This window comes from Escherichia sp. TW14182 (assembly GCF_000208525.1).
GTDB classification, from domain to species: Bacteria; Pseudomonadota; Gammaproteobacteria; order Enterobacterales; family Enterobacteriaceae; genus Escherichia; species Escherichia ruysiae.
Genome location: NZ_AEJZ01000122.1, coordinates 1 through 23,535, shown reverse-complemented (window position 1 = coordinate 23,535; position 23,535 = coordinate 1). Strand labels below are relative to the sequence as shown.

Here is a 23,535-nt window from a genome sequence, read left to right as displayed (position 1 = left end):
TCCTTCGCTGTTAACGCACCTGCACGGAGATAAGCTCGCTACCGTCGTCGCCCAGCACGTGTGTTGAACAGGCGAGGCACGGGTCAAAGCTGTGCAGAGTACGCAGGATCTCCAGCGGTTGCTCGGGGATCGCCATTTTGGTGTTCATCAGCGCCGCTTCATATGCGCCAATCTGCCCTTTGGGATCGCGCGGGCTGGCGTTCCAGGTGGTCGGCACCACGCACTGGTAGAGATCAATCTTGCCATCGCGGATGGCGGCCCAGTGGCCTAACGCCCCGCGCGGCGCTTCGGTAAAGCCGACGCCACGGCACTCTTTCGGCCAGGTCGCAGGCTCCCATTTTTCAGTGGAGGCAGTGGCAAGATTGCCGTTTTTCAGATTGGTCATCAGCTTGTCGAAGAAGTACTGCAACTTACTTGCGGCCCACTGCGCTTCGTGCGCGCGGCACAGAATGCGGCCTAACGTCGACTGGATGCCAGAAAGCGGTAGGTTCAGCGCCGACATCATGCGATCGACCGACTCAACGGTCGCAGCATCGCCTTTGTGGTAGGCGATTAACGTGCGCGCCAGCGGCCCTACTTCCATCGCGTTACCGCGCCAGCGTGGCGCTTTGATCCACGAGTAACGTTCCTGTTCATTCAGTTGCTGAATGTTGGTATCGCTGCCTTTGACATCGCCAGGGTTGTACCACGGGTCGGTAATACCATCAAAAGGATGACGCCCAACCTGATCGTTGGGATACCGATACCAGGCGTGATCGACAAACTCCTGCACCTGCTGCGGATCAACCAAATCCACTGGCAGCACATTGTTGAAGTCGCCATTGATTACCGCACCACCTGGCATCAGCAGACTTTTCTCGCCAAAGTCGTTGGCAATATCCGGGAATGCGCCGTAGCTAAGGACGCATTTATCAGAAAGACCAGTGCCGATTTCACTCCACGGTTTGTTGAACTGACCGATGGCTAAGGCGTCGGGGATCATCACGTTGTTAATGAAGTCCGCCGTGCGGGTGATAATCGACTGTACCAGGTTCAGGCGTTCCATATTAACCGCCCCGACCGCGCCGCTTTCGTCAATGTTAATGGCGCACGGCATCCCGCCGACAATCCAGTTCGGATGCGGGTTTTTACCACCAAAAACGGCGTGAATTTTGACGATCTCCCGCTGGAAATCGAGGGCTTCGAGATAGTGGGCAAAGCCCATTAGGTTGGCTTCCGGCGGCAGTTTGTACTGCGGGTGCCCCCAGTAGCCATTGCGGAAGATCCCCAACTGCCCGCCTTCAACAAATTTCTTCAGGCGGTTTTGTACGTCGAAGAAATAGCCAGGGGATGATTTCGGCCACGAGGAGAGGCTTTGCGCCAGTTCTGACGTTTTCCGTGGGTCGGCTTTCAGCGCATCTAACACATCTATCCAGTCCATCCCGGCGAGCTGATAGAAGTGCACCAGATGGTCGTGGCACCAGAGCGTCGCCAGCATAATATTACGGATGATATTGGCGTTGTCCGGCACTTTAATGCCGATGGCATCCTCAATTGCATAGACCGAAGCCAGAGCGTGTACGCCAGTGCAGACGCCGCAGATACGCTCAACGAACGCCCACGCATCACGCGGATCGCGGCCTTGCAGGATGATCTCCAGCCCGCGAAACATAGTGCCGCAGGAAACAGCATTGGTGATCACATTCTGATCGTTAATATTCACTTCGCAGCGCATATGACCTTCGATGCGCGTAATCGGGTCGACCACCAGGCGGCGTCCGGCATTGTTGATGGTGTATCCCTGAGTTTCGTACTGAGTGCTCATGCCTGTTTATCCTCGTTGCCCGGCTGTTGTTCGGCTTCTGCAAGTTGCTGGTTATGACGTCTGCGCTGGTCAACGGCGCTGGCGACTGCATGTACGCCAACAGCCGCAGCCACGACACCAAGCGCGGTTAAGCCCACGGTATCGGCGGTAGAGTGCGTTCCCATCTGCGGAATATCGACCACGCGGCTATAGAACGAACCGCGATCCCAGAAACCATTTTCAGAACAGCCCAGGCAGCCATGACCAGACTGGATTGGGAAAGAAACGCCATCATTCCAGCGTGTGGAGGAACAGGCGTTATAGGTGGTAGGCCCTTTGCAGCCCATTTTGTACAGGCAGTAACCTTTACGCGCGGCGTCATCATCCCAACTCTGGACGAACTCTCCGGCATCAAAGTGAGCGCGGCGATAGCATTTATCGTGGATTCGCTGACCGTAGAACATCAGCGGACGCCCCATTCTGTCGACATCCGGCAGACGATCGAATGTCACCATGTAAGTAATGATGGCGCTCATCACATCCGGGATCGGCGGGCAGCCGGGCACTTTAATGATCGGTTTGTCGGTGATGACTTTGTCGATGGGGGTGGCCTGCGTCGGATTGGGTCGGGCGGCTTGCACACAGCCCCAGGACGCACAGGTGCCCCAGGCAATAATTGCACTGGCTCCGGCAGCTGCACGTTTGAGTTTCTCAATAAACGGTCGACCGCTACTGATACAGAACATCCCCTGCTCGCCCAGCGGCGGGTTACCTTCTACTGCGAGGATATATTTGCCGTTGTATTGCGTGATGATGTCTTCAAAGACTTCCTCTGCCTGAGTGCCTGCGGCAGCCATCAGAGTATCGTCGTAGTCGAGAGAAATAAGGGAAAGAATGACATCCTTCGCCAGCGGATGAGCAGAACGGATAAAAGATTCGGTACAGCAGGTGCATTCAAGACCGTGGATCCACACCACTGGAATGCGCGGTTTATTCTCCAGCGCCCAGGCAATCTTTGGTGCCATCCCCGCGCCTAATCCCAGCGACGTGGCAGCCAGACTGCAATATTTAAGAAAACTTCGCCGGGTAACCCCCTGACGTCGCATAGCCTGGTAAAAGGTTTCCTCGTTATTCATATAGCACGTCTCTTCTCCTTGCGACACCGACTGGAGTGCCGGGCGCTTTTGGTCGGCAAGCGACGTCCCTGGAGCAAGGCAAACCATCGCTTCACGAGAGAGACAGAAAACGAAAGCTCATCCTTCTGCACTGGCGCACGTCGCCAGAAAGTATTGTTAATAAAGCGTAGTGAAACTTTTGCACAAAACAACACAGAGTATGTGGATTTATCTTTTAGCGATAAAAATGAACCTTATTTTCCTTAAGGTTTGCCGCAGGAAGGTTATGAAGCGATTTTTATGGCGATGGAATGCGCAAATTGCTGTTATTTCACGCAATCAACACGATTTTGTCTGTTTTTCAGGCAAACAAACACATTGGGGGTTTACACGACGCATCGGGATGTTTATAGTTCGCGTCATTCCGGAAGTGTGGCCGAGCGGTTGAAGGCACCGGTCTTGAAAACCGGCGACCCGAAAGGGTTCCAGAGTTCGAATCTCTGCGCTTCCGCCAAATAAGATAAGGGGTTAGCTAAATGCTAACCCCTTTTTCTTTTACCTGTCAAAATCGCCATGCCGTTATGTCATCCCCAATGGCTTACTCTGTCTTTGCTAAACCTGTTCCAGATCAAATGCGTAAAGATGGGTAAAACCTCTGGGTAGCTTTCGGCAATATCATTATGCTGCTTTATTAATTACACCTGTCATAGAGAGTGACTCCATGGATCGTATAGTTAGTTCTTCACATGACCGTACATCGCTACTTAGCACCCATAAGGTGCTGCGTAATACCTATTTCTTGCTGAGCCTGACGCTGGCCTTTTCTGCGATTACCGCGACTGCCAGTACGGTTCTGATGCTACCATCTCCGGGTCTGATTCTGACGCTGGTGGGGATGTATGGTTTGATGTTCCTGACCTATAAAACGGCGAATAAGCCGACCGGGATTATCTCCGCGTTCGCCTTTACCGGTTTTCTGGGTTATATCCTCGGACCAATTCTGAACACTTACCTGTCTGCCGGAATGGGCGACGTAATCGCTATGGCGCTGGGCGGCACAGCATTAGTGTTCTTCTGCTGCTCTGCCTATGTGCTGACCACCCGCAAAGATATGTCGTTCCTCGGCGGTATGCTGATGGCGGGTATTGTGGTGGTACTGATTGGAATGGTAGCGAATATCTTCCTGCAACTGCCTGCCCTGCATCTGGCAATCAGTGCGGTATTCATTCTGATCTCCTCTGGCGCAATTCTGTTTGAAACCAGCAACATCATTCATGGCGGTGAAACGAACTACATTCGTGCCACGGTTAGCCTGTATGTGTCGCTGTACAACATCTTCGTCAGCCTGCTGAGCATTCTGGGCTTCGCCAGCCGCGATTAATCTCACCCGCTAACACTTTCATAGCCTCGCTTTATGCGGGGCTTTGTTTTTTGTTACACTGCCGCCAGTCTGATTAAGGTAGTAATAATTATGCTGATCTTCGAAGGTAAAGAGATAGAGACCGATACCGAAGGCTATCTCAAAGAAAGCAGCCAGTGGAGTGAGCCGCTGGCTGTGGTGATTGCAGAGAACGAAGGGATTTCGCTGTCGCCAGAACACTGGGAAGTGGTGCGTTTTGTGCGTGATTTCTATCTGGAATTTAATACTTCTCCGGCGATTCGTATGCTGGTAAAAGCGATGGCGAATAAATTTGGCGAAGAAAAAGGTAACAGCCGATATTTATACCGACTGTTTCCGAAAGGTCCGGCTAAGCAAGCCACCAAAATTGCTGGCCTGCCAAAACCGGTAAAATGTATTTAACGGATACGAAAATCGGTTAATTCCCCCGAGGGATGATGCGGCTCGCTGAGCACCCGTTCCACACGCGCAGAACGCGGGCCGCCACTCTTTAACCACTGCATTAATTTTTCCACCTGCCCTTCTTCACCGCAGGCAACCACTTCCACGCTGCCATCGTCAAGATTTTTGGCGTACCCGGTTAATCCCAGTTTTTTCGCTTCGTACTGCGTGGTATAGCGAAAGCCTACCCCCTGAACTCGCCCGAAAACCCAGGCAATTATGCATACTTTCGACATCACCGCTCTCCTTATTCTTATAGCTGCGTTGCAAATCCATGGAAAACTCCGGACAATGGCGCCCATTTCTTTGCATCGACAGAATAGTAAATTATGAGTGTACGTTTAGTGTTAGCCAAAGGGCGCGAAAAATCATTACTTCGTCGCCATCCGTGGGTCTTTTCCGGGGCCGTTGCCCGCATGGAAGGTAAAGCCAGCCTCGGTGAAACCATCGATATTGTTGATCATCAGGGAAAATGGTTAGCACGCGGCGCTTATTCGCCGGCTTCGCAAATCCGCGCTCGCGTCTGGACTTTCGATCCTTCGGAATCCATCGACATTGCCTTTTTCACCCGACGCTTACAACAGGCGCAAAAGTGGCGCGACTGGCTGGCGCAAAAAGATGGCCTCGATAGCTATCGTTTAATTGCCGGTGAGTCTGATGGCCTGCCGGGTATAACTATCGATCGTTTCGGTAATTTTCTGGTGCTGCAACTGCTGAGTGCTGGCGCAGAATATCAGCGGGCGGCATTGATCAGCGCCCTGCAAACGCTATACCCGGAATGTGCGATTTACGATCGCAGCGACGTCGCGGTACGTAAAAAAGAAGGGATGGAGCTGACCCAGGGCCCCGTCACCGGCGAGTTGCCTCCTGCCCTGCTGCCGATAGAAGAACACGGTATGAAGCTGCTGGTGGACATTCAGCACGGGCACAAAACGGGCTACTACCTGGATCAGCGTGACAGCCGCCTGGCAACCCGCCGCTACGTTGAAAATAAACGCGTACTGAACTGTTTCTCCTATACCGGTGGTTTCGCGGTATCGGCATTAATGGGCGGTTGCAGCAACGTTGTTAGCGTTGATACTTCCCAGGAAGCACTGGACATTGCACGGCAGAACGTTGAGCTGAACAAACTGGATCTGAGCAAGGCAGAGTTCGTGCGTGATGACGTCTTTAAATTGCTGCGAACTTATCGCGATCGCGGGGAGAAATTTGACGTTATCGTGATGGATCCGCCGAAGTTTGTTGAGAACAAAAGCCAGTTGATGGGCGCCTGCCGGGGCTATAAAGACATCAACATGCTGGCGATTCAGTTGCTGAATGAGGGCGGTGTTCTCCTGACGTTCTCCTGTTCAGGCCTGATGACCAGCGATTTATTTCAGAAAATCATCGCGGATGCCGCAATTGATGCCGGTCGTGATATACAATTTATAGAGCAGTTCCGTCAGGCAGCCGATCATCCGGTGATCGCTACCTACCCGGAAGGGCTATATCTGAAAGGGTTTGCCTGTCGCGTCATGTAACTTGAAATGTGGAATTTTACCCTTATATCAAAGGTGAAGATTTCCCGGGAGGTGACTATGATTGCCAGCAAATTCGGTATCGGCCAGCAGGTCCGCCATTCCCTGTTAGGTTATCTCGGAGTGGTCGTGGATATCGACCCGGTTTATTCGCTCTCTGAACCGTCGCCTGATGAGTTGGCGGTGAACGATGAGCTTCGCGCCGCTCCGTGGTATCACGTGGTGATGGAGGATGACAACGGCCTACCGGTTCATACCTACCTGGCTGAAGCCCAGCTAAGTAGCGAATTGCAGGATGAACATCCTGAACAGCCATCCATGGATGAGCTGGCGCAGACCATCCGCAAACAACTCCAGGCGCCGCGTCTGCGTAACTAACCCTCATACAAATACCCGGAAGGCAAAAACCTTCCGGGTATTTTTTATTTAGCCAGCCCCAGGCGAGGGATCTCAATTGCCGGGCAGCGATCCATGACTACCTGTAACCCGGCATCACGTGCCAGTACAGCCGCTTGCTCATTAATCACCCCTAGCTGCATCCATAAGGTTTTCGCACCAATGGCGATAGCTTCCTGCGCCACGCCCCACGCTGCTTCCGAATTACGGAAAACATCGACCATATCGACTTTTTCCGGAACCTCTGCCAGCGTGCCGTAGCCCTGCTGACCCAGCAGCGTTTTACCGGCGACTTTAGGTGAGACCGGAATAACGTGATAGCCCTGATCAAGCAAGTATTTCATCACGCGATAACTTGGACGGTCGGGTTTATCACTTGCCCCTACCAGCGCAATGGTATGAGTGGACGTTAAAATGGCTGCAATATCGGTCTCTTTCATCATTTCCTCCAGACTATTTATCAAAGTGTACGACAATCCCAACATACCAACCATGCAGCTAATACGAATGAATGAGAGCAAAAGCGGAAAACATGTCTATATGTTAGTAAGTATGATTAAAGAAAAATTTTGATACATTATTATTCAGGCGGTCATTAGACAGGAGCTATCTATGAAAACCGGCATTTTGACCACCTTGATTGCATTATGTTTGCCGGTATCCGTTTTTGCCACCACGCTACGGCTGTCCAGCGATATTGATCTTCTGGTACTCGACGGCAAAAAGGTTTCAAGCTCTCTGTTACGCGGAGCGGATAGCATTGAACTGGATAATGGACCGCATCAGTTAGTGTTTCGCGTCGAGAAGACTATCCATCTTTCCAGTAGTGAAGAACGGCTTTATATCTCCCCGCCGCTGGTCGTCAGTTTTAATACACAGCTCATTAGCCAGGTGAACTTTCGCCTGCCACGCCTGGAGAATGAACGGGAAGCCAATCATTTCGACACAACGCCGCGCCTTGAATTGTTAGATGGCGATGCGACGCCGATTCCGGTAAAGCTGGATATTCTGGCTATTACTTCAACCGCAAAAACGATTGATTATGAAGTCGAGGTCGAGCGTTATAACAAATCCGCGAAACGCGCTTCTCTACCGCAATTTGCCACCATGATGGCAGATGACAGTACACTGCTCTCTGGTGTTTCCGAACTGGATGCCATCCCACCACAGTCCCAGGTGCTCACTGAACAACGGCTGAAGTATTGGTTTAAACTGGCAGATCCGCAAACGCGCAATAACTTCCTGCAATGGGCGGAAAAACAACCATCTTCCTGAGATTTTTGTGCCTGTGCGCAGGCTTTTTCGGTCTTTATCTTGCAGCGATAAGTGCTTACAGTAATCTGTAGGAAAGTTAACTATGGATGTAAATTATGGAACTGACGACTCGCACTTTACCAGCGCGGAAACATATTGCGCTGGTGGCACACGATCACTGTAAACAAATGCTCATGAGCTGGGTGGAACGGCATCAACCATTACTGGAACAGCACGAGCTTTATGCGACGGGCACCACGGGTAACTTAATTTCCCGCGCTACCGGTATGAATGTTAACGCCATGTTGAGCGGCCCAATGGGCGGTGACCAGCAGGTGGGCGCACTGATTTCGGAAGGAAAAATTGATGTGTTGATTTTCTTCTGGGATCCATTAAACGCCGTACCGCACGATCCTGACGTGAAAGCGTTACTGCGACTGGCGACGGTGTGGAACATTCCGGTCGCTACCAACGTGGCAACGGCAGATTTCATCATCCAGTCGCCGCATTTCAACGACGCGGTCGATATTCTGATCCCCGATTATCAGCGTTATCTCGCAGAACGCCTGAAGTAATATTGCACAGGTGGCAAACGCCACCTGTTTCTTACGGTTTTCTCGCCACCGGCACATCCAGATTTTTCAGTATTTCCACAAAAGGAGAGGGATACTCTTTGTTAAACAGTGCCCATACCCGATGGCGTGCGCGGGTCAGCGCCACGTACATTAACCGCCGTTCTTCAGCGTCCGGGAAATCCTCAACCGGTGGCAGTAGCGCCTCTTCCATAATCGACTCCCGCGCCGCAGCCGGAAAACCATCACTCCCCTCCTGCAAGCCAACGATGATGACGTAATCCGCCTGTTGCCCTTTGCTGGCATGAATAGTCATAAAGTCGATTTGCAACTTCGGCCAGCGTGTTGCCGCTTTTTCCAGGCTGGCAGGCCTCATGTGGTGATAACGCGCCAGAACCAGAATGCGCTCTTCCGGTTTGGCATAACCAGAGAGCTTATCCAGCAAAGCGTCAAGCTGGCTCTCATCCAATAACGTGACGGCTTTTTTGTCTCCATTGGTTAAGCTATTTAGCGGCTTTTTCAACTGACTTGGGTTCTGCTGAATAAACCGGTTTGCCACCTCACCGATACGACTGTTAAAACGGTAAGTCGTGTCTAAATCACAGCGATCGCCTTCACCAAAGTTTTCATGGAAAGCCGTGGTGAGCGACATTTGCGCGCCACTGAAGCGGTAAATTGCCTGCCAGTCATCGCCAACGGCAAACAACGTCGTCTGGCTGTTTTGCTTGCGTAATGCCGCTAACAACGCTGCGCGCTGCGGCGAGATATCCTGAAATTCATCAACCAGAATATGCTTCCAGGGGCTGATAAAACGACCTTTCTCCAGAATCACAATCGCCTGGTGAATAAGGCCCGAAAAATCGACGGCGTTTTCTGCCTTCAGCGCACCTTTCCAGGCTTTTAATAACGGGGCCATCAACTTGATACGTTTACTGAACAGATCGCGAATCTCTTCGGGCGCGCTGGCAATCATTTCTGCCTGTGCACCGCCGTGCATCCGCATCAGACTTACCCAGCGATCGAGGCGTGAGGCAAGACGACGCTGTAATTTTTCATCATCCCAGAAGTTACCTTCTGGCACTGACCACTGCATTTCTTCCGTCAGCCATTGCCGCCAGCCCTTCGCCTGCGTTTTCTTCTCGCTGCATTGCTTGCGCCACTCAGCAATAAAGAGTTCATGTCGGGCAGCGGTGTCATTTTCCAGTTTGCTGACTGTGGGTACTTTTTTGCTACATTGCTGAATAATATGTAGCGCCAGTGAGTGAAACGTGCGTGCGGTAATGTCTTCGGTATGTAGCCGGTCGCGAATACGCTCGTCCATCTCTTCAGCGGCTTTGCGACCAAACGCCAGCAATAAAATTTGCTCAGGGGACGCTTCACCACGCGCCAGCAACCAGCCTGCACGCGCTACCAGCACCGATGTTTTACCGCTTCCTGCGCCTGCCAGCACTAACAGAGAATGTTCGCCATTAACGACTGCCCGAGCCTGCGCCGGATTAAGCGGTGAAGATTCAACCTGACGGAAAAAATCCGCATACTCATTAAGCATGGTTTCGGTATACGCCTGATTATGCTGCAACCGAGCGCCTTCAATATCTTTCAACCAGGCCTGACATTTGCGCCACGCCTCACGGCAGTTATCGAATTCTTCCAGTCGATTAACTGGCAACGGCAACGCCGACAAAGCCTGGCGGATTTGTTGCTGCACGCCAGAAGTTTGCTCCCGCGTCAGCCATTTATTATCGTTGGTGCGTGCGGCGATAAGATCCAATTGCTGCTGTAATACGCCAGCCGCAATTTCGCTCATCTCCTCGCTCCAGCGCCGCCAGTGAGCATCAAGATGGCGGTGAAAACGCTGCGTCTCCCCCCATTCGGTGCCGTGCAGACGCACTACTTTTTCATCAGGTAGTACAAATTCCAGCTCACCCCATACCAGACCGCGCTTGCAGTGAATTGCCAGTAATTGATTGAAAGGAATGAGATATTCGTGACGATCGCCGGAGACTTTTATCCCGGCATTGAGGATCACCGCCCGATCATAAGGGTGCTGTGCCAGACGTTTGCCAAGAGTTGTCGCTTTCAGTTCCATGACTCTGTAGATCCACACGATGTTATTTCTTATCAGTGTAACCGTCAGAGAAAACGTGCTCCAGCCCAAAAAAACGTTACAATTGCCGCCCATTACTGAAAACCACAGTAAAGCGAGGTTTTATGCGTACCGTTTTGAACATTCTGAACTTTGTGCTTGGCGGATTTGCCACCACTCTGGGCTGGCTGTTGGCAACCCTGGTCAGTATTGTGCTGATTTTTACCTTACCGCTGACACGATCCTGCTGGGAGATCACCAAACTGTCTCTGGTGCCTTACGGCAATGAGGCCATTCATGTCGATGAACTGAATCCGGCAGGTAAAAATGTACTGCTGAATACTGGCGGTACGGTACTGAATATTTTCTGGCTGATTTTCTTTGGCTGGTGGTTATGCCTGATGCACATTGCGACAGGTATCGCACAATGCATTTCCATCATTGGCATTCCGGTTGGCATTGCGAATTTTAAAATTGCCGCTATTGCACTGTGGCCAGTCGGTCGCCGCGTAGTTTCTGTGGAAACAGCTCGTGCTGCGCGTGAAGCCAATGCGCGACGTCGTTTTGAATAATCTAACATTATGGCTTTTATGCTAAGTCCTTTGCTCAAACGCTATACCTGGAACAGCGCCTGGCTGTATTACGCGCGTATTTTTATTGCGCTTTGTGGAACCACAGCGTTTCCGTGGTGGCTGGGTGATGTAAAACTGACGATTCCGCTGACACTGGGAATGGTGGCAGCGGCGCTAACCGATCTCGACGACCGACTGGCTGGGCGTCTGCGTAACCTCATCATTACGCTGTTCTGCTTTTTTATTGCCTCGGCCTCGGTAGAACTCCTTTTCCCCTGGCCCTGGTTATTTGCCATTGGCTTAACGCTCTCCACCAGCGGTTTCATTTTGCTTGGCGGTTTGGGTCAACGCTATGCAACAATCGCCTTTGGTGCGTTGCTGATCGCCATTTACACCATGCTGGGGACGTCTCTCTATGAGCACTGGTATCAGCAGCCGATGTATCTGCTTGCTGGTGCCGTCTGGTACAACGTTCTGACGCTTATTGGTCATCTACTGTTCCCTGTCCGCCCATTGCAGGACAATCTGGCGCGTTGCTATGAACAACTGGCGCGTTATCTGGAACTGAAATCACGCATGTTTGATCCCGATATAGAGGATGAAAGCCAGGCACCGCTGTACGATTTGGCTCTCGCCAACGGGCAACTGATGGCGACACTGAATCAGACGAAACTCTCGTTGCTGACTCGCCTACGCGGCGATCGTGGTCAGCGGGGAACACGTCGAACATTGCATTACTACTTTGTGGCGCAGGATATCCACGAGCGTGCCAGCTCTTCCCATATTCAGTATCAAACGTTGCGGGAACATTTTCGCCACAGCGACGTGCTGTTCCGTTTCCAGCGACTGATGTCAATGCAGGGACAGGCCTGCCAGCAACTGTCACGCTGTATTTTGCTGCGTCAGCCTTATCAACACGATCCGCATTTTGAACGCGCTTTTACGCATATTGATGCTGCGCTGGAGCGAATGCGCGATAACGGCGCGCCCGCCGATTTACTCAAAACACTGGGATTTTTGCTGAACAATTTACGTGCCATTGATGCCCAACTGGCAACAATTGAATCAGAACAGGCACAGGCGCTGCCCCATAATAATGACGAAAATGAACTCGCAGATGACAGCCCGCACGGGTTGAGCGATATCTGGCTGCGTCTTAGCCGTCACTTCACGCCGGAATCCGCCCTCTTCCGTCATGCGGTAAGAATGTCACTGGTCTTGTGCTTCGGCTACGCCATCATTCAGATAACCGGGATGCATCACGGGTATTGGATCTTGCTGACAAGTTTGTTTGTCTGCCAGCCAAACTATAACGCCACGCGCCACCGCCTGAAATTAAGGATTATTGGTACGCTGGTGGGTATTGCGATTGGCATTCCTGTGCTGTGGTTTGTGCCGTCACTGGAAGGGCAACTGGTGCTGCTGGTCATTACCGGTGTTCTCTTTTTTGCCTTCCGTAACGTGCAATACGCTCATGCAACGATGTTCATTACGCTTCTGGTGCTACTGTGCTTTAACTTGCTGGGTGAAGGTTTTGAAGTGGCATTACCTCGCGTAATCGATACGCTAATCGGATGTGCCATTGCATGGGCAGCGGTAAGTTACATCTGGCCAGACTGGCGGTTTCGTAATCTGCCCCGAATGCTTGAGCGCGCAACCGATGCTAACTGCCGTTATCTCGATGCTATTCTCGAACAATACCACCAGGGGCGCGATAACCGTCTGGCATATCGTATTGCTCGTCGCGATGCACACAATCGTGATGCAGAGCTGGCGTCGGTGGTGTCGAATATGTCCAGCGAACCGAATGTCACACCGCAAATTCGCGAGGACGCGTTCCGGTTACTCTGCCTTAACCATACGTTTACCAGTTACATTTCTGCCCTCGGAGCACACCGTGAGCAGTTAACTAACCCTGAAATTCTGGCGTTTCTTGATGACGCAGTTTGCTATGTGGATGACGCGCTACATCATCAACCTGCCGATGAAGAACGCGTCAATCAGGCATTAGCTGACCTGAAACAACAGATGCAGCAACTTGAACCACGGGCAGACAGCAAAGAACCTCTGGTTGTACAGCAAGTCGGATTATTGATTGCATTACTACCAGAAATTGGTCGTCTGCAGCGCAGAATTACTCAAGTTCCGCAGGAAACTCCTGTTTCGGCGTAAGAGAATCTGCCCATTCTGCAAGCTCCTGGCGGCGTGCCACCGGGAGCGCAGCTTCATGAATACCGAGAATTGCGCCTTCAAGCATAAATAAGATTTTTTCTGTCACCAGACTGTTTTGTTGCCGCAGTCGCAGCCAACACATTTTCGCCCCAAGAATACGTAACGCCCGTACATCCTTAATCCCCACTTCCCCGAGAATAGCCTCAAGATGGTAAGACATATTGGGTAAATCTTTCAGCCGTTGCCGGATATTGCGCGTACTTTTCTCTTGAAGCGCGGCGTCCAGAGAAAATTTCGACAGGCGCACCAGCTTTTGTTGATTTCGCCATAGGCTTTCATCGACCCGGTAGTAATTGAGGGTAACAAACCGCCCACACTTTTTATATGTCAGCCATACTGGCGGATGTTTTACACAGTATTGTGCACTTTGTTCACAAGCCCGAAGATACAACTCGCCATCAGAAACCATTGCAAATACCGTGTCATCAACGGTCAGACTGTAACTACCAAACAATGATCGGTATTCAATGGTGCCCAGCGTAGCCAGGTATTCTTGTGACTTATAGATCCGCTTATAAGAGAGGCTTTTCATAAAATTCCTTTTAAAATCATAATATAAAAGAATGATTCACATTAACGGATCCGTTAAATACGAAAATAGGCAACTTATTATCAAGGGGCAAGATTAATTTAAGTTTTCAGGTCACGAACGACAAAATTTGCGAGGCTCTTTCCGAAATTAGGGTTGATCTTTGATGCCACTGGATGTACTGTATATTCATACAGTAACTCACAGGGCTGGATTGATTATGTACACTTCAGGCTATGCACATCGTTCTTCGTTGTTCTCATCCGCAGCAAGCAAAATTGCGCGTGTCTCCACGGAAAACACTACAGCTGGGCTAATTAGTGAAGTTGTCTATCGCGAAGATCAGCCCATGATGACGCAACTGCTGCTTTTGCCATTGTTGCAGCAACTCGGTCAGCAATCACGTTGGCAACTATGGTTAACACCAAAACAAAAACTGAGTCGTGAATGGGTTCAGGCTGCTGGGCTACCTTTAACGAAAGTGATGCAGATAAACCAGCTTTCCCCTTGCCACACGGTGGAATCAATGGTTCGCGCTTTACGCACGGGAAATTACAGCGTGGTGATCGGTTGGTTAGCAGATGATCTGACAGAAGAAGAACATGCAGAGCTTGTGGATGCCGCTAATGAAGGTAACGCAATGGGGTTTATTATGCGTCCAGTAAGCACAACCTCTCACGCCACGAGACAACTTTCCGGGGTAAAGATTCACTCTAATTTGTATCATTAAGTAAATTTAGGATTAATCCTGGAACTTTTTTTATCGCCCGTCTGATGATTTCACTCATGGCTAACTTTCCCTGCGGAGGCTTGTCTGAAGCGGTTTCCGCGATTTTATGCTGTAAAGTGTCGTTAACAAAAAAGGTTAAACGCGCCTTATACAAATCTTTTTTTTCATATGCCTGACGGAGTTCACACTTGTAAGTTTTCAACTACGTTGTAGACTTTACATCGCCAGGGGTGCTCGGCATAAGCCGAAGATATCGGTAGAGTTAATATTGAGCAGATCCCCGGTGAAGGATTTAACCGTGTTATCTCGTTGGAGATATTCATGGCGTATTTTGGATGATAACGAGGCGCAAAAAATGAAAAAGACAGCTATCGCGATTGCAGTGGCACTGGCTGGTTTCGCTACCGTAGCGCAGGCCGCTCCGAAAGATAACACCTGGTACACTGGTGCTAAACTGGGCTGGTCCCAGTACCATGACACTGGTTTCATTCCTAACAATGGTCCGACCCACGAAAACCAACTGGGTGCAGGTGCTTTTGGTGGTTACCAGGTTAACCCGTATGTTGGCTTTGAAATGGGTTACGACTGGTTAGGTCGTATGCCGTACAAAGGCGACAACATCAATGGCGCATACAAAGCTCAGGGCGTTCAGCTGACCGCTAAACTGGGTTACCCAATCACTGACGATCTGGACATCTACACTCGTCTGGGTGGTATGGTATGGCGTGCAGACACCAAGGCTAACGTACCTGGTGGCGCATCCTATAAAGACCACGACACCGGCGTTTCTCCGGTATTCGCAGGTGGTGTTGAGTACGCGATCACTCCTGAAATCGCTACCCGTCTGGAATACCAGTGGACCAACAACATCGGTGACGCACACACCATCGGTACTCGTCCGGACAACGGTCTGCTGAGCCTGGGTGTTTCCTACCGTTTCGGTCAGGGCGAAGCAGCTCCGGTAGTTGCTCCGGCTCCGGCTCCAGCTCCGGAAGTACAGACCAAGCACTTCACTCTGAAGTCTGACGTTCTGTTCAACTTCAACAAAGCAACCCTGAAACCGGAAGGTCAGGCTGCTCTGGATCAGCTGTACAGCCAGCTGAGCAACCTGGATCCGAAAGACGGTTCCGTAGTTGTTCTGGGTTACACTGACCGCATCGGTTCTGATGCTTACAACCAGGGTCTGTCCGAGCGTCGTGCTCAGTCCGTCGTTGATTACCTGATCTCTAAAGGTATCCCGTCTGACAAGATCTCCGCACGTGGTATGGGCGAATCCAACCCGGTTACCGGCAACACCTGTGACAACGTGAAACAACGCGCTGCACTGATTGACTGCCTGGCTCCGGATCGTCGCGTAGAGATCGAAGTTAAAGGCATCAAAGACGTTGTAACTCAGCCGCAGGCTTAAGTTCTCGTCTGGTAAAAAAACCCCGCTTCATGCGGGGTTTTTTTCGTCTTCAGTAAAATAAATAACCCTGGCAAGTTATTCCTTTCCGAGTAAAGCCTGCAAATCCTGCTTCAAAGAAGACATTTTATTTGCATATTTCTCTTTGTTTTCCGCATCTTCTATCAGCTGGACAATCGTTTCGGAAAGTGTTTTACCGCGCCGCTGTGCAAGACCAGCCAGCCGTTGCCAGACAATAAATTCCAGATCGATTGATTTCTTACGCGTGTACTGATGTTCCGCATTAAAATGGCGTTTCCGTCTGGCTCGAATAGTCTGCTTCATGCGATTGACCAGCTCTGGATTCATATGCTTGTCAATCCAGCCATTTACCAGCACGGGTTCATTTTCCAGCGATAGCAACACGTCAACGGCTTCCTGGGCGGCACTGGCTTCTACGTAACGGGTAATTAGCTCCCCTTCACGGTGTTTCTTCACCAGATACTTCCATTTCCAACCGCTTTCCAGATTTTCAAGTTGTTGATATTTCATAGCGATCTCAATGTTACCGTGTAACTCTTTACAGAATATCAGTTTTTTAACTGTGTGATGAAAAGAATCTCCATCCTGTGAGCTTTAACGCCCATGCAAGGAGTATTGTCGGTGCTTTCTACGTGTGCTGCAGTGCCGGTTACGGTATAATCGCGGCTTTGACAACAGACTAAAAAACATCAACTTTGACCATTACGAAACTTGCATGGCGTGACCTGGTTCCTGATACCGATAGCTATCAGGAAATATTTGCTCAGCCACATTTGATTGACGAAAACGATCCTTTATTCAGTGATACTCAACCGCGACTGCAATTTGCGCTGGAGCAGCTGCTGCATACGCGAGCATCCTCCTCTTTTATGCTGGCAAAGGCCCCGGAAGAGTCTGAGTATCTGAATCTTATTGCCGATGCCGCACGTGCGCTACAAAGCGATGCAGGCCAACTGGTGGGTGGTCACTATGAGGTTTCCGGCCACACCATTCGCTTAAGTAACGCAGTGAGCGTAGATGATAATTTTGCGACTTTAACGCAGGTTGTCGCTGCCGACTGGGTAGAAGCGGAACAACTCTTTGGCTGCCTGCGCCAGTTTAATGGCGACATTACCTTGCAGCCAGGCCTGGTGCATCAGGCAAATGGCGGTATTCTCATCATCTCTTTGCGTACTCTGCTGGCGCAACCTCTGCTGTGGATGCGGTTGAAAAACATCGTTAACCGCGAGCGTTTTGACTGGATAGCGTTTGATGAGTCGCGCCCTCTCCCCGTCTCTGTGCCTTCGATGCCGTTGAAGCTGAAAGTCATTCTGGTAGGCGAACGCGAATCATTGGCTGATTTCCAGGAGATGGAGCCAGAGCTTTCTGAGCAGGCTATTTATAGCGAATTTGAAGATACTCTGCAGATTGTCGATGCGGAGTCAGTAAACCAGTGGTGTCGCTGGGTGACATTTACCGCCAGACATAACCACTTACCTGCACCGGGAGCGGATGCCTGGCCGGTACTTATCCGCGAAGCAGCACGCTACACCGGTGAACAAGAAACACTGCCGCTTAGCCCGCAGTGGATCCTCCGCCAGTGTAAAGAGGTCGCATCCTTGTGCGAAGGCGATAGCTTTACCGGCGAGCAGCTAAACTTAATGCTACAACAACGGGAATGGCGCGAAGGCTTCCTTGCCGAACGAATGCAGGATGAGATCCTTCAGGAGCAGATCCTGATTGAAACCGAAGGCGAACGCATCGGGCAAATCAATGCCCTTTCGGTCATTGAATTTCCGGGTCATCCACGCGCTTTTGGCGAACCTTCTCGCATTAGCTGCGTTGTGCATATTGGTGATGGCGAATTTACCGATATAGAACGCAAGGCCGAGCTTGGCGGCAACATACACGCTAAAGGGATGATGATCATGCAGGCGTTCCTGATGTCGGAGCTTCAGCTTGAGCAACAGATCCCTTTCTCAGCATCGCTGACGTTTGAGCAGTCATATAGCGAAGTGGACGGCGATAGCGCCTCGATGGCTGAACTCTGCGCCCTGATAAGCGCCCTTGCCGATGTGCCGGTGAATCAGAGTATCGCTATCACAGGTTCAGTCGATCAGTTCGGTCGCGCCCAGCCGGTCGGTGGTTTGAATGAGAAAATCGAAGGCTTCTTTGCTATTTGTCAGCAACGTGAGTTAACGGGGAAACAAGGTGTCATTATCCCCACCGCTAACGTTCGCCATTTAAGTCTTCACAGTGAACTGGTGAAAGCGGTAGAGGAAGGCAAATTCACCATCTGGGCAGTAGACGATGTGACTGACGCACTGCCTTTATTATTAAATCTTGTGTGGGATGGTGAAGGCCAGACAACGCTGATGCAAACTATCCAGGAACGTATTGCGCAAGCATCGCAACAGGAAGGACGTCACCGTTTTCCATGGCCATTACGTTGGCTGAACTGGTTTATTCCAAACTGATCGGACTTGTTCAGCGTACACGTGTTAGCTATCCTGCGTGCTTCACTAAAATAAGGCTTACAGAGAACATGGTAGATAAACGCGAATCCTATACAAAAGAAGACCTTCTTGCCTCTGGTCGCGGAGAACTGTTTGGCGCTAAAGGCCCGCAATTGCCAGCACCAAACATGCTGATGATGGATCGAGTGGTCAAAATGACCGAGACCGGTGGTAACTTCGACAAAGGCTATGTCGAAGCAGAACTGGATATCAATCCAGACCTATGGTTCTTCGGCTGCCACTTCATCGGCGATCCGGTAATGCCGGGATGTCTGGGTCTGGATGCGATGTGGCAGCTGGTAGGGTTCTACCTTGGCTGGCTGGGCGGCGAAGGTAAAGGCCGCGCACTGGGTGTAGGCGAAGTGAAGTTCACTGGTCAGGTTCTACCTACCGCGAAAAAAGTGACCTACCGTATTCACTTTAAACGCATTGTTAACCGTCGCTTGATCATGGGTCTGGCAGACGGCGAAGTACTGGTAGATGGTCGTCTGATCTACACCGCCAGCGACCTGAAAGTCGGTCTGTTCCAGGATACTTCTGCATTCTGATTTAAATCAGGCTACATATTAAAGGCGAAACCTCCGCATTGCGGAGGTTTCTTTTTAAAGAGACAGAATCAGGCCATTACTACCCTGTCCGCCATGGCTTCTCGCCAGCCTCCCAGCCATTGTGACCTTTGATTCAGCGTCTGATAGGGACACATTTCTTTTGAGCGTCCGGCGATGCCGGCCTGATAACCACGTTGATGTGCCCGTTCCAGGCGATCTCGTTTTTGTCTCTTCATGCCTCGTTTCCCTCATACTGGTTTCTGGTGGAAAAGAAAACAGTGATTACTAAATGTGCAATCACAGTTAAGCAATACCGCGAATCATAACTGCCGTCAATGCGCAAAATTCACGCCACTGTCATATTTGTGAGCCACACGGGCATGTTGGTTGTACAAAAAATGTGAAGCGGAACAAGTTTTTCTCGGTGAATTAAACAAAAAAACCGCCTCAGGCTACATGCCGGAGACGGTTATATTTACAAATATTTATAATTAAGGTAGACGCTTTATCTCTTGCGCAATAGCAGCGGCTTCCTGACTCCAGACACTGGCCAGCACTTTGACCATTTCATCGTAGCCATCCTGATTTTGCACCCCTTCCAGACGGAACGGTCGTTTGATCAATTGTCCCTGGTGATTCAACAACCACTCGCCGCTGACAATGACCTTGCCATCATAGCGACCGTTAAACTCCGTTACGGTTACGTTGAGCGTGTCCTGTGCGCTTCCCAGAGGCTGGGAGGCAACCACCCAACCGGGGAGTTGCGTACTCAGATTCGCCACCAGGGTGTTGCGCAACTGTTGATCCAGCGGGCTGGCCCACAGGTTGTTGTTGGCAATCACATACTTCACATCACTGGTCTGATAAACCACCCCATTCCCCGCCAGATAGTCTGGAACAACGACTTGCTCTACCCATAACAGGCGATTGCCCTGGCTGGCGGTACTTTGCGTACCGCTCTGCACAACAGGTAACTGGTAATAGTTTTTATTGATCTCGCCGGAGCTGCATCCGGCCAGCCACAGTGCCGCAATCGTCACTAGCCACTTTTTCATTGTTTCGCCCTCTTCGGCTCTGGATCTTTTTTGTCCTTCGCTTCAAATACCAGCGCGTTACTCTTCTCGTTAAGCGTTTTCAGCACCGGTTGCAGTTCACGCAACACCTGATCAAGCCGCTGCATATCCGCTACCATCTTGTTGTAGGCTGCGGAGCCTGGCTGGAAGCCCTGCATACTGCGATTCAGCTCACGCAACGTTGACTGCATATCCGTTGGCAACTGCTGCATCGACTGGCTGGCGAGGATCTTGTTCATACTATCCAGCGTCGTTTGCAGGTTTTTCATCGTGCGCTGGCTTTCAGACAGCGTACTGGTCGCCTGCTCAATCATCGGATTCAACGGCAGCTTGTTGATCTTATCTAATGCTTCCATCAGACGTTGCTGGATTTGCGCCAGACCGCCGCTAACGGTCGGGATAATCTGATAACCATTAAATTCACGAATACCGGTTATCGCTGGCGTATTTGGATAGAAATCGAGATCAACATAGAGCGCACCAGTGACCAGATTTCCGGTCTTCAGCGATCCGCGCAAGCCACGTTTCAACAACTCTCCAAGGTGCTTAACGACATCCGCATTTTCGCCAAGCTGCATTTTCAGCCGTTCCGGTTCGATGCGTATGAGTACCGGAATACGGTAATCATCATTAAATGTCTGACGCATATTCGGCGCAAAGAAAGGAACTTTACTTACTGTACCCAGGCGAATACCCCGGAATTCTACCGGAGCGCCAGGCTGCAGGCCACGTACCGAATCTTTAAAGAACATCAGATAGTCAATGTGATCGGTGTATAGCGAATCCTGAATGCTCTTCTGGTCGTCATACAAAACGAATGCGGTTTTCGGCGCAACAGGCTGCCCTAAATCCAGACCTTCAGGCACGTCAAAGCTAACACCGCCGCTGAGTAGCGTTGTCAACGATCCCATCTCTACGCGCATTCCCGCTGACGTCAGATCAACCGCAATGCCACTATCTTTCCAGAAGCGAACATTGCCGGTCACCAACCGGTCATAAGGTGCATTGATAAACAGTTGATAGCTGATATTGCGTTTTTGCGTATCGAAGGTGCTGGTTTCAACCGAACCTACCCGATAGCCACGGAACAGCACCGGATCTCCCGGCGAGAGTTGTCCGGCTTTTTTGCTATCAAGAATCACACGAATACCTTTCGCATCAGGCGGTGCCAGCGGTGGCGAATCGAGCAAATCATAACTTGCCTGTTTGCTGCCTTTCGCCCCCGGTTGCAGTTCGATATACACACCGGAAAGCAGTGTGCCCAGGCCGCTAATACCTTCTCGACCTATCTGCGGTTTTACCACCCAGAAGACGGTATCTTTATGCAGCAGCTTCTCCATACCGGCGTTCAGGCGCGCTTTGATTTCAACGTGCGTCAAATCATCGGCTAGCGTTGCGCTCTCGACCACGCCGACGTCAACACTACGGCTTTTAATGGTAGTCTTGCCGCCCTCAATCCCTTCCGCATTCGCGGTGATCAGGGTAACTTCCGGTCCCTGATGGCTGTAATGATAAAAAAGAACCCACGCCCCTATAAGCGCCGTGACGATAGGAAATATCCACACGGGAGACCAGTTCTTCACTTTCTGGATTTTGGCTTCCCCATTATTAGATTCCATACTGTCAGGACTCCTCATGCACTGATTCAGGTTGACGATCCCACGACAAGCGTGGATCAAACGTCATTGCAGAAAACATTGTCATTATGACGACTAAAGCAAACATTAACGCACCCATTGCAGGATAAATACTCATTAAACCTCCCATACGCACCAGCGCCGAGAGCACCGCAATCACGAAAACGTCAATCATCGACCAGCGGCCTACAAACTCAACAACTTCATAAATCAAATGCATTCTTTCGCTGTCACGCTTGCCGTGCCCTTTGGCATCCCAGCACAACCATGCGATGGCGATCATCTTTAACGTTGGCACCATGATACTGGCTAAAAAGATAACTGCAGCAACAGGATAAGAGCCTTCACTCCACAACAGGATGACCCCGGCGAGAATCGTTGACGGCATCTTAGAGCCTAATAAATCAGTCACCATGATGGGTAAAAGATTAGCCGGGAGATACAGCATGATGGACGTAACAAGCAGCGCCAGCGTCCATTGCAGGCTATTTCTGCGCCGAACGTATCCTTTCGTACCGCAACGCGGGCACACCGTTTCATCGGCGGGAAGGATCGCCGTACAGCAAGAGCAAGAGCGCAATCCTTGTCGGATACCCGTAATGCCCGGTTTTAACGGCTTAAGTAGCTCTGGCATCGGCGCGATATCATCCCACAACCAGCGACGATCAACGCACTGGAAGGCGCGCAGTTGCAGCACACAAAATAAACACCAGGGGAGAAAACTGCTGCCCACACCAATACTGCCGTAGGCCATCAGTTTGACGAAACTGACCAGCACACCCGCGAGGAAAATCTCTGCCATTCCCCAGGTTTTGAGTTGAAAGAGCACTCGTGCCAGTTGCTCTTTCAGACGTACCGGTAATTCGGCGCGATTCACCAGAAGCAGTATGGTAATCAGGCAAAATGCAGGAACCAGTTGCACAAACAACAAGAAAAAAGTGCCGAGGCTGGCGTAGTCCTCAGAAAACAGCACGCCCGGAATTTCCAGTAATGTAATTTCACTGGTAACTCCTGCGACGTTCATATTCACAAAAGGGAATAAGTTGGACAGCAACAGCATGAACAGTGCGGCCAACGCATAGGCGGTAGGACGCTGCCGGGGCGCGTCCCACGCAACGGTTAACGTTGTGCCACACCGAGGACATGCCGCTTTCTGACCATGCTCAAGGTGGGGTAATGCCACCAGCATGTCACACTGCGAGCACAAGATATGCTTCGCGGCATGATGATGTTCGCACATTGGTACTCCTTAATGATGCGCTATTCTACAGATTGCTGACAAAGTGTCCTTTTTTCATGCCGGATGCAGCATTGGTGCCTTTACCGGTCTGAGAGAATACAAATGATTTCCCCCATGCCTGATAAGCGTAGCGCATCAGGCAATTTTACCTTTGTCATCAGCCTCTATATCAATCAACTGTTTTGCGATCAGCCACCATTTTTTAACGCTTCAAGATACTCCCAGCGTTCAAAAGCCTGCTCCAGCTCCTGCTCCGCAGCAGCCAGATCAGCGAGCACTTTTTGCGTATGTTCATGAGACTGGCTGAAGAAGGAGGCATCCGCCACCTGCGCCTGTAAGGCTTCCAGCTTCGCTTCCAGATCTTCAAGCAATTGCGGAAGCTGTTCCAGTTCGCGCTGCAATTTATAGCTTAGTTTGCTAGTGTTGCGTTTTACAGTTTCTGCTTTTGGCGCTGCCGCTTCTTCGGTTTTTTTCACCACCGGCTGGTTTA

Annotated in this window: 23 protein-coding genes, 1 tRNA gene and 1 pseudogene; 13 read left to right on the top strand and 12 right to left on the bottom strand. The window is 50.8% G+C overall.

Annotated elements, in window-relative coordinates:
* Nucleotides 1-10: 10 nt before the first annotated feature.
* Nucleotides 11-1,804: a Ni/Fe-hydrogenase large subunit gene (gene hyaB / locus EQY_RS0111535; RefSeq protein WP_000107392.1), complete on the bottom strand. Its 1,794-nt coding sequence runs from the start codon at nucleotides 1,802-1,804 to the stop codon at nucleotides 11-13.
* Nucleotides 1,801-2,919, bottom strand: a complete 1,119-nt coding sequence (hyaA, locus tag EQY_RS0111530) for a hydrogenase 1 small subunit (protein ID WP_010344442.1) — start codon at nucleotides 2,917-2,919, stop codon at nucleotides 1,801-1,803. Before hyaA ends, hyaB begins: the two co-directional genes overlap by 4 nt.
* Nucleotides 2,920-3,324: 405 nt before the next feature.
* On the opposite strand from hyaA, the gene EQY_RS0111525 reads away from it, so the two are divergent.
* From EQY_RS0111525 to tusE, 3 genes are all read left to right on the top strand, one after another.
* Nucleotides 3,325-3,412, top strand: a tRNA-Ser gene (locus tag EQY_RS0111525).
* A gap of 207 nt (nucleotides 3,413-3,619) precedes the next feature.
* Complete coding sequence (gene yccA / locus EQY_RS0111520) at nucleotides 3,620-4,279, top strand: FtsH protease modulator YccA (RefSeq protein ID WP_000375136.1); 660 nt, start codon at nucleotides 3,620-3,622, stop codon at nucleotides 4,277-4,279.
* A 90-nt stretch (nucleotides 4,280-4,369) separates the two neighbouring features.
* Nucleotides 4,370-4,699, top strand: coding sequence for a sulfurtransferase TusE (tusE, locus tag EQY_RS0111515; protein ID WP_000904442.1), 330 nt, complete (start codon nucleotides 4,370-4,372; stop codon nucleotides 4,697-4,699).
* Here the strand turns inward: tusE and yccX are convergent.
* Nucleotides 4,696-4,974 carry an acylphosphatase gene (gene yccX / locus EQY_RS0111510; protein WP_024212532.1) on the bottom strand — a complete coding sequence of 93 codons (279 nt, stop codon included), beginning with the start codon at nucleotides 4,972-4,974 and terminating at the stop codon, nucleotides 4,696-4,698. The genes tusE and yccX overlap by 4 nt on opposite strands.
* Before the next feature lie 93 nt (nucleotides 4,975-5,067).
* Between yccX and rlmI the strand changes: the two genes are divergently transcribed.
* Nucleotides 5,068-6,258 carry a 23S rRNA (cytosine(1962)-C(5))-methyltransferase RlmI gene (gene rlmI / locus EQY_RS0111505; RefSeq protein ID WP_000116321.1) on the top strand — a complete coding sequence of 397 codons (1,191 nt, stop codon included), beginning with the start codon at nucleotides 5,068-5,070 and terminating at the stop codon, nucleotides 6,256-6,258.
* 57 nt (nucleotides 6,259-6,315) lie between these two features.
* Nucleotides 6,316-6,633 (top strand): heat shock protein HspQ, encoded by a 318-nt coding sequence (gene hspQ, locus EQY_RS0111500; RefSeq protein ID WP_001295356.1) that lies wholly within the window; start codon nucleotides 6,316-6,318, stop codon nucleotides 6,631-6,633.
* 44 nt (nucleotides 6,634-6,677) lie between these two features.
* On the opposite strand, the gene EQY_RS0111495 is transcribed toward hspQ, so the two are convergent.
* Nucleotides 6,678-7,091, bottom strand: a complete 414-nt coding sequence (locus tag EQY_RS0111495) for a CoA-binding protein (protein WP_010348869.1) — start codon at nucleotides 7,089-7,091, stop codon at nucleotides 6,678-6,680.
* 172 nt (nucleotides 7,092-7,263) lie between these two features.
* Between EQY_RS0111495 and EQY_RS0111485 the strand changes: the two genes are divergently transcribed.
* Together EQY_RS0111485 and mgsA are read left to right on the top strand one after the other, a co-directional pair.
* Nucleotides 7,264-7,926 (top strand): DUF2057 family protein, encoded by a 663-nt coding sequence (locus EQY_RS0111485; RefSeq protein ID WP_000847775.1) that lies wholly within the window; start codon nucleotides 7,264-7,266, stop codon nucleotides 7,924-7,926.
* A 95-nt stretch (nucleotides 7,927-8,021) separates the two neighbouring features.
* A complete protein-coding gene (mgsA, locus tag EQY_RS0111480) occupies nucleotides 8,022-8,480 on the top strand; it encodes a methylglyoxal synthase (RefSeq protein ID WP_000424180.1) in 459 nt (152 codons plus the stop codon).
* 31 nt (nucleotides 8,481-8,511) lie between these two features.
* On the opposite strand, the gene helD is transcribed toward mgsA, so the two are convergent.
* Entirely contained in the window at nucleotides 8,512-10,566 is a 2,055-nt protein-coding gene (gene helD, locus EQY_RS0111475) for a DNA helicase IV (protein WP_024212530.1), read from the bottom strand.
* 122 nt (nucleotides 10,567-10,688) lie between these two features.
* Here helD and EQY_RS0111470 point away from each other — a divergent pair, with 122 nt between their 5' ends.
* Together EQY_RS0111470 and yccS are read left to right on the top strand one after the other, a co-directional pair.
* Complete coding sequence (locus tag EQY_RS0111470; RefSeq protein ID WP_001261238.1) at nucleotides 10,689-11,135, top strand: YccF domain-containing protein; 447 nt, start codon at nucleotides 10,689-10,691, stop codon at nucleotides 11,133-11,135.
* 9 nt (nucleotides 11,136-11,144) lie between these two features.
* Nucleotides 11,145-13,307, top strand: coding sequence for a YccS family putative transporter (gene yccS, locus EQY_RS0111465; RefSeq protein ID WP_000875049.1), 2,163 nt, complete (start codon nucleotides 11,145-11,147; stop codon nucleotides 13,305-13,307).
* On the opposite strand, the gene sxy is transcribed toward yccS, so the two are convergent.
* Nucleotides 13,270-13,899 carry a CRP-S regulon transcriptional coactivator Sxy gene (gene sxy / locus EQY_RS0111460; protein WP_000839139.1) on the bottom strand — a complete coding sequence of 210 codons (630 nt, stop codon included), beginning with the start codon at nucleotides 13,897-13,899 and terminating at the stop codon, nucleotides 13,270-13,272. The genes yccS and sxy overlap by 38 nt on opposite strands.
* A 217-nt stretch (nucleotides 13,900-14,116) precedes the next feature.
* Between sxy and sulA the strand changes: the two genes are divergently transcribed.
* Entirely contained in the window at nucleotides 14,117-14,626 is a 510-nt protein-coding gene (gene sulA / locus EQY_RS0111455; RefSeq protein WP_000288697.1) for an SOS-induced cell division inhibitor SulA, read from the top strand.
* 355 nt (nucleotides 14,627-14,981) lie between these two features.
* Nucleotides 14,982-16,034, top strand: coding sequence for a porin OmpA (gene ompA / locus EQY_RS0111445; RefSeq protein ID WP_024165063.1), 1,053 nt, complete (start codon nucleotides 14,982-14,984; stop codon nucleotides 16,032-16,034).
* A 75-nt stretch (nucleotides 16,035-16,109) separates the two neighbouring features.
* On the opposite strand, the gene matP is transcribed toward ompA, so the two are convergent.
* On the bottom strand, nucleotides 16,110-16,562 hold the full coding sequence (gene matP / locus EQY_RS0111440; protein WP_000877169.1) for a macrodomain Ter protein MatP: 453 nt from the start codon (nucleotides 16,560-16,562) through the stop codon (nucleotides 16,110-16,112).
* 185 nt (nucleotides 16,563-16,747) lie between these two features.
* Here matP and EQY_RS0111435 point away from each other — a divergent pair, with 185 nt between their 5' ends.
* Both EQY_RS0111435 and fabA read left to right on the top strand, forming a co-directional pair.
* The gene (locus EQY_RS0111435; RefSeq protein WP_000156483.1) at nucleotides 16,748-18,508 is read left to right on the top strand and encodes an AAA family ATPase; all 1,761 of its coding nucleotides are present in this window, start codon (nucleotides 16,748-16,750) and stop codon (nucleotides 18,506-18,508) included.
* A gap of 68 nt (nucleotides 18,509-18,576) precedes the next feature.
* Nucleotides 18,577-19,095 carry a bifunctional 3-hydroxydecanoyl-ACP dehydratase/trans-2-decenoyl-ACP isomerase gene (gene fabA / locus EQY_RS0111430; protein ID WP_000227927.1) on the top strand — a complete coding sequence of 173 codons (519 nt, stop codon included), beginning with the start codon at nucleotides 18,577-18,579 and terminating at the stop codon, nucleotides 19,093-19,095.
* 68 nt (nucleotides 19,096-19,163) lie between these two features.
* Here fabA and rmf read toward each other — a convergent pair whose 3' ends face one another.
* The 5 genes and pseudogenes from rmf to EQY_RS0111405 form a co-directional block, all read right to left on the bottom strand.
* Entirely contained in the window at nucleotides 19,164-19,331 is a 168-nt protein-coding gene (rmf, locus tag EQY_RS0111425; RefSeq protein ID WP_000828648.1) for a ribosome modulation factor, read from the bottom strand.
* 255 nt (nucleotides 19,332-19,586) lie between these two features.
* On the bottom strand, nucleotides 19,587-20,150 hold the full coding sequence (gene pqiC, locus EQY_RS0111420; protein ID WP_000759125.1) for a membrane integrity-associated transporter subunit PqiC: 564 nt from the start codon (nucleotides 20,148-20,150) through the stop codon (nucleotides 19,587-19,589).
* Nucleotides 20,147-21,787, bottom strand: coding sequence for an intermembrane transport protein PqiB (gene pqiB / locus EQY_RS0111415; RefSeq protein WP_000445527.1), 1,641 nt, complete (start codon nucleotides 21,785-21,787; stop codon nucleotides 20,147-20,149). The genes pqiC and pqiB overlap by 4 nt, the downstream gene beginning before the upstream one ends.
* A 4-nt stretch (nucleotides 21,788-21,791) precedes the next feature.
* Nucleotides 21,792-23,045: a membrane integrity-associated transporter subunit PqiA gene (gene pqiA / locus EQY_RS0111410; protein ID WP_000333155.1), complete on the bottom strand. Its 1,254-nt coding sequence runs from the start codon at nucleotides 23,043-23,045 to the stop codon at nucleotides 21,792-21,794.
* A gap of 188 nt (nucleotides 23,046-23,233) precedes the next feature.
* Nucleotides 23,234-23,535: pseudogene (locus EQY_RS0111405) on the bottom strand (ABC transporter ATP-binding protein); the annotation flags it as partial.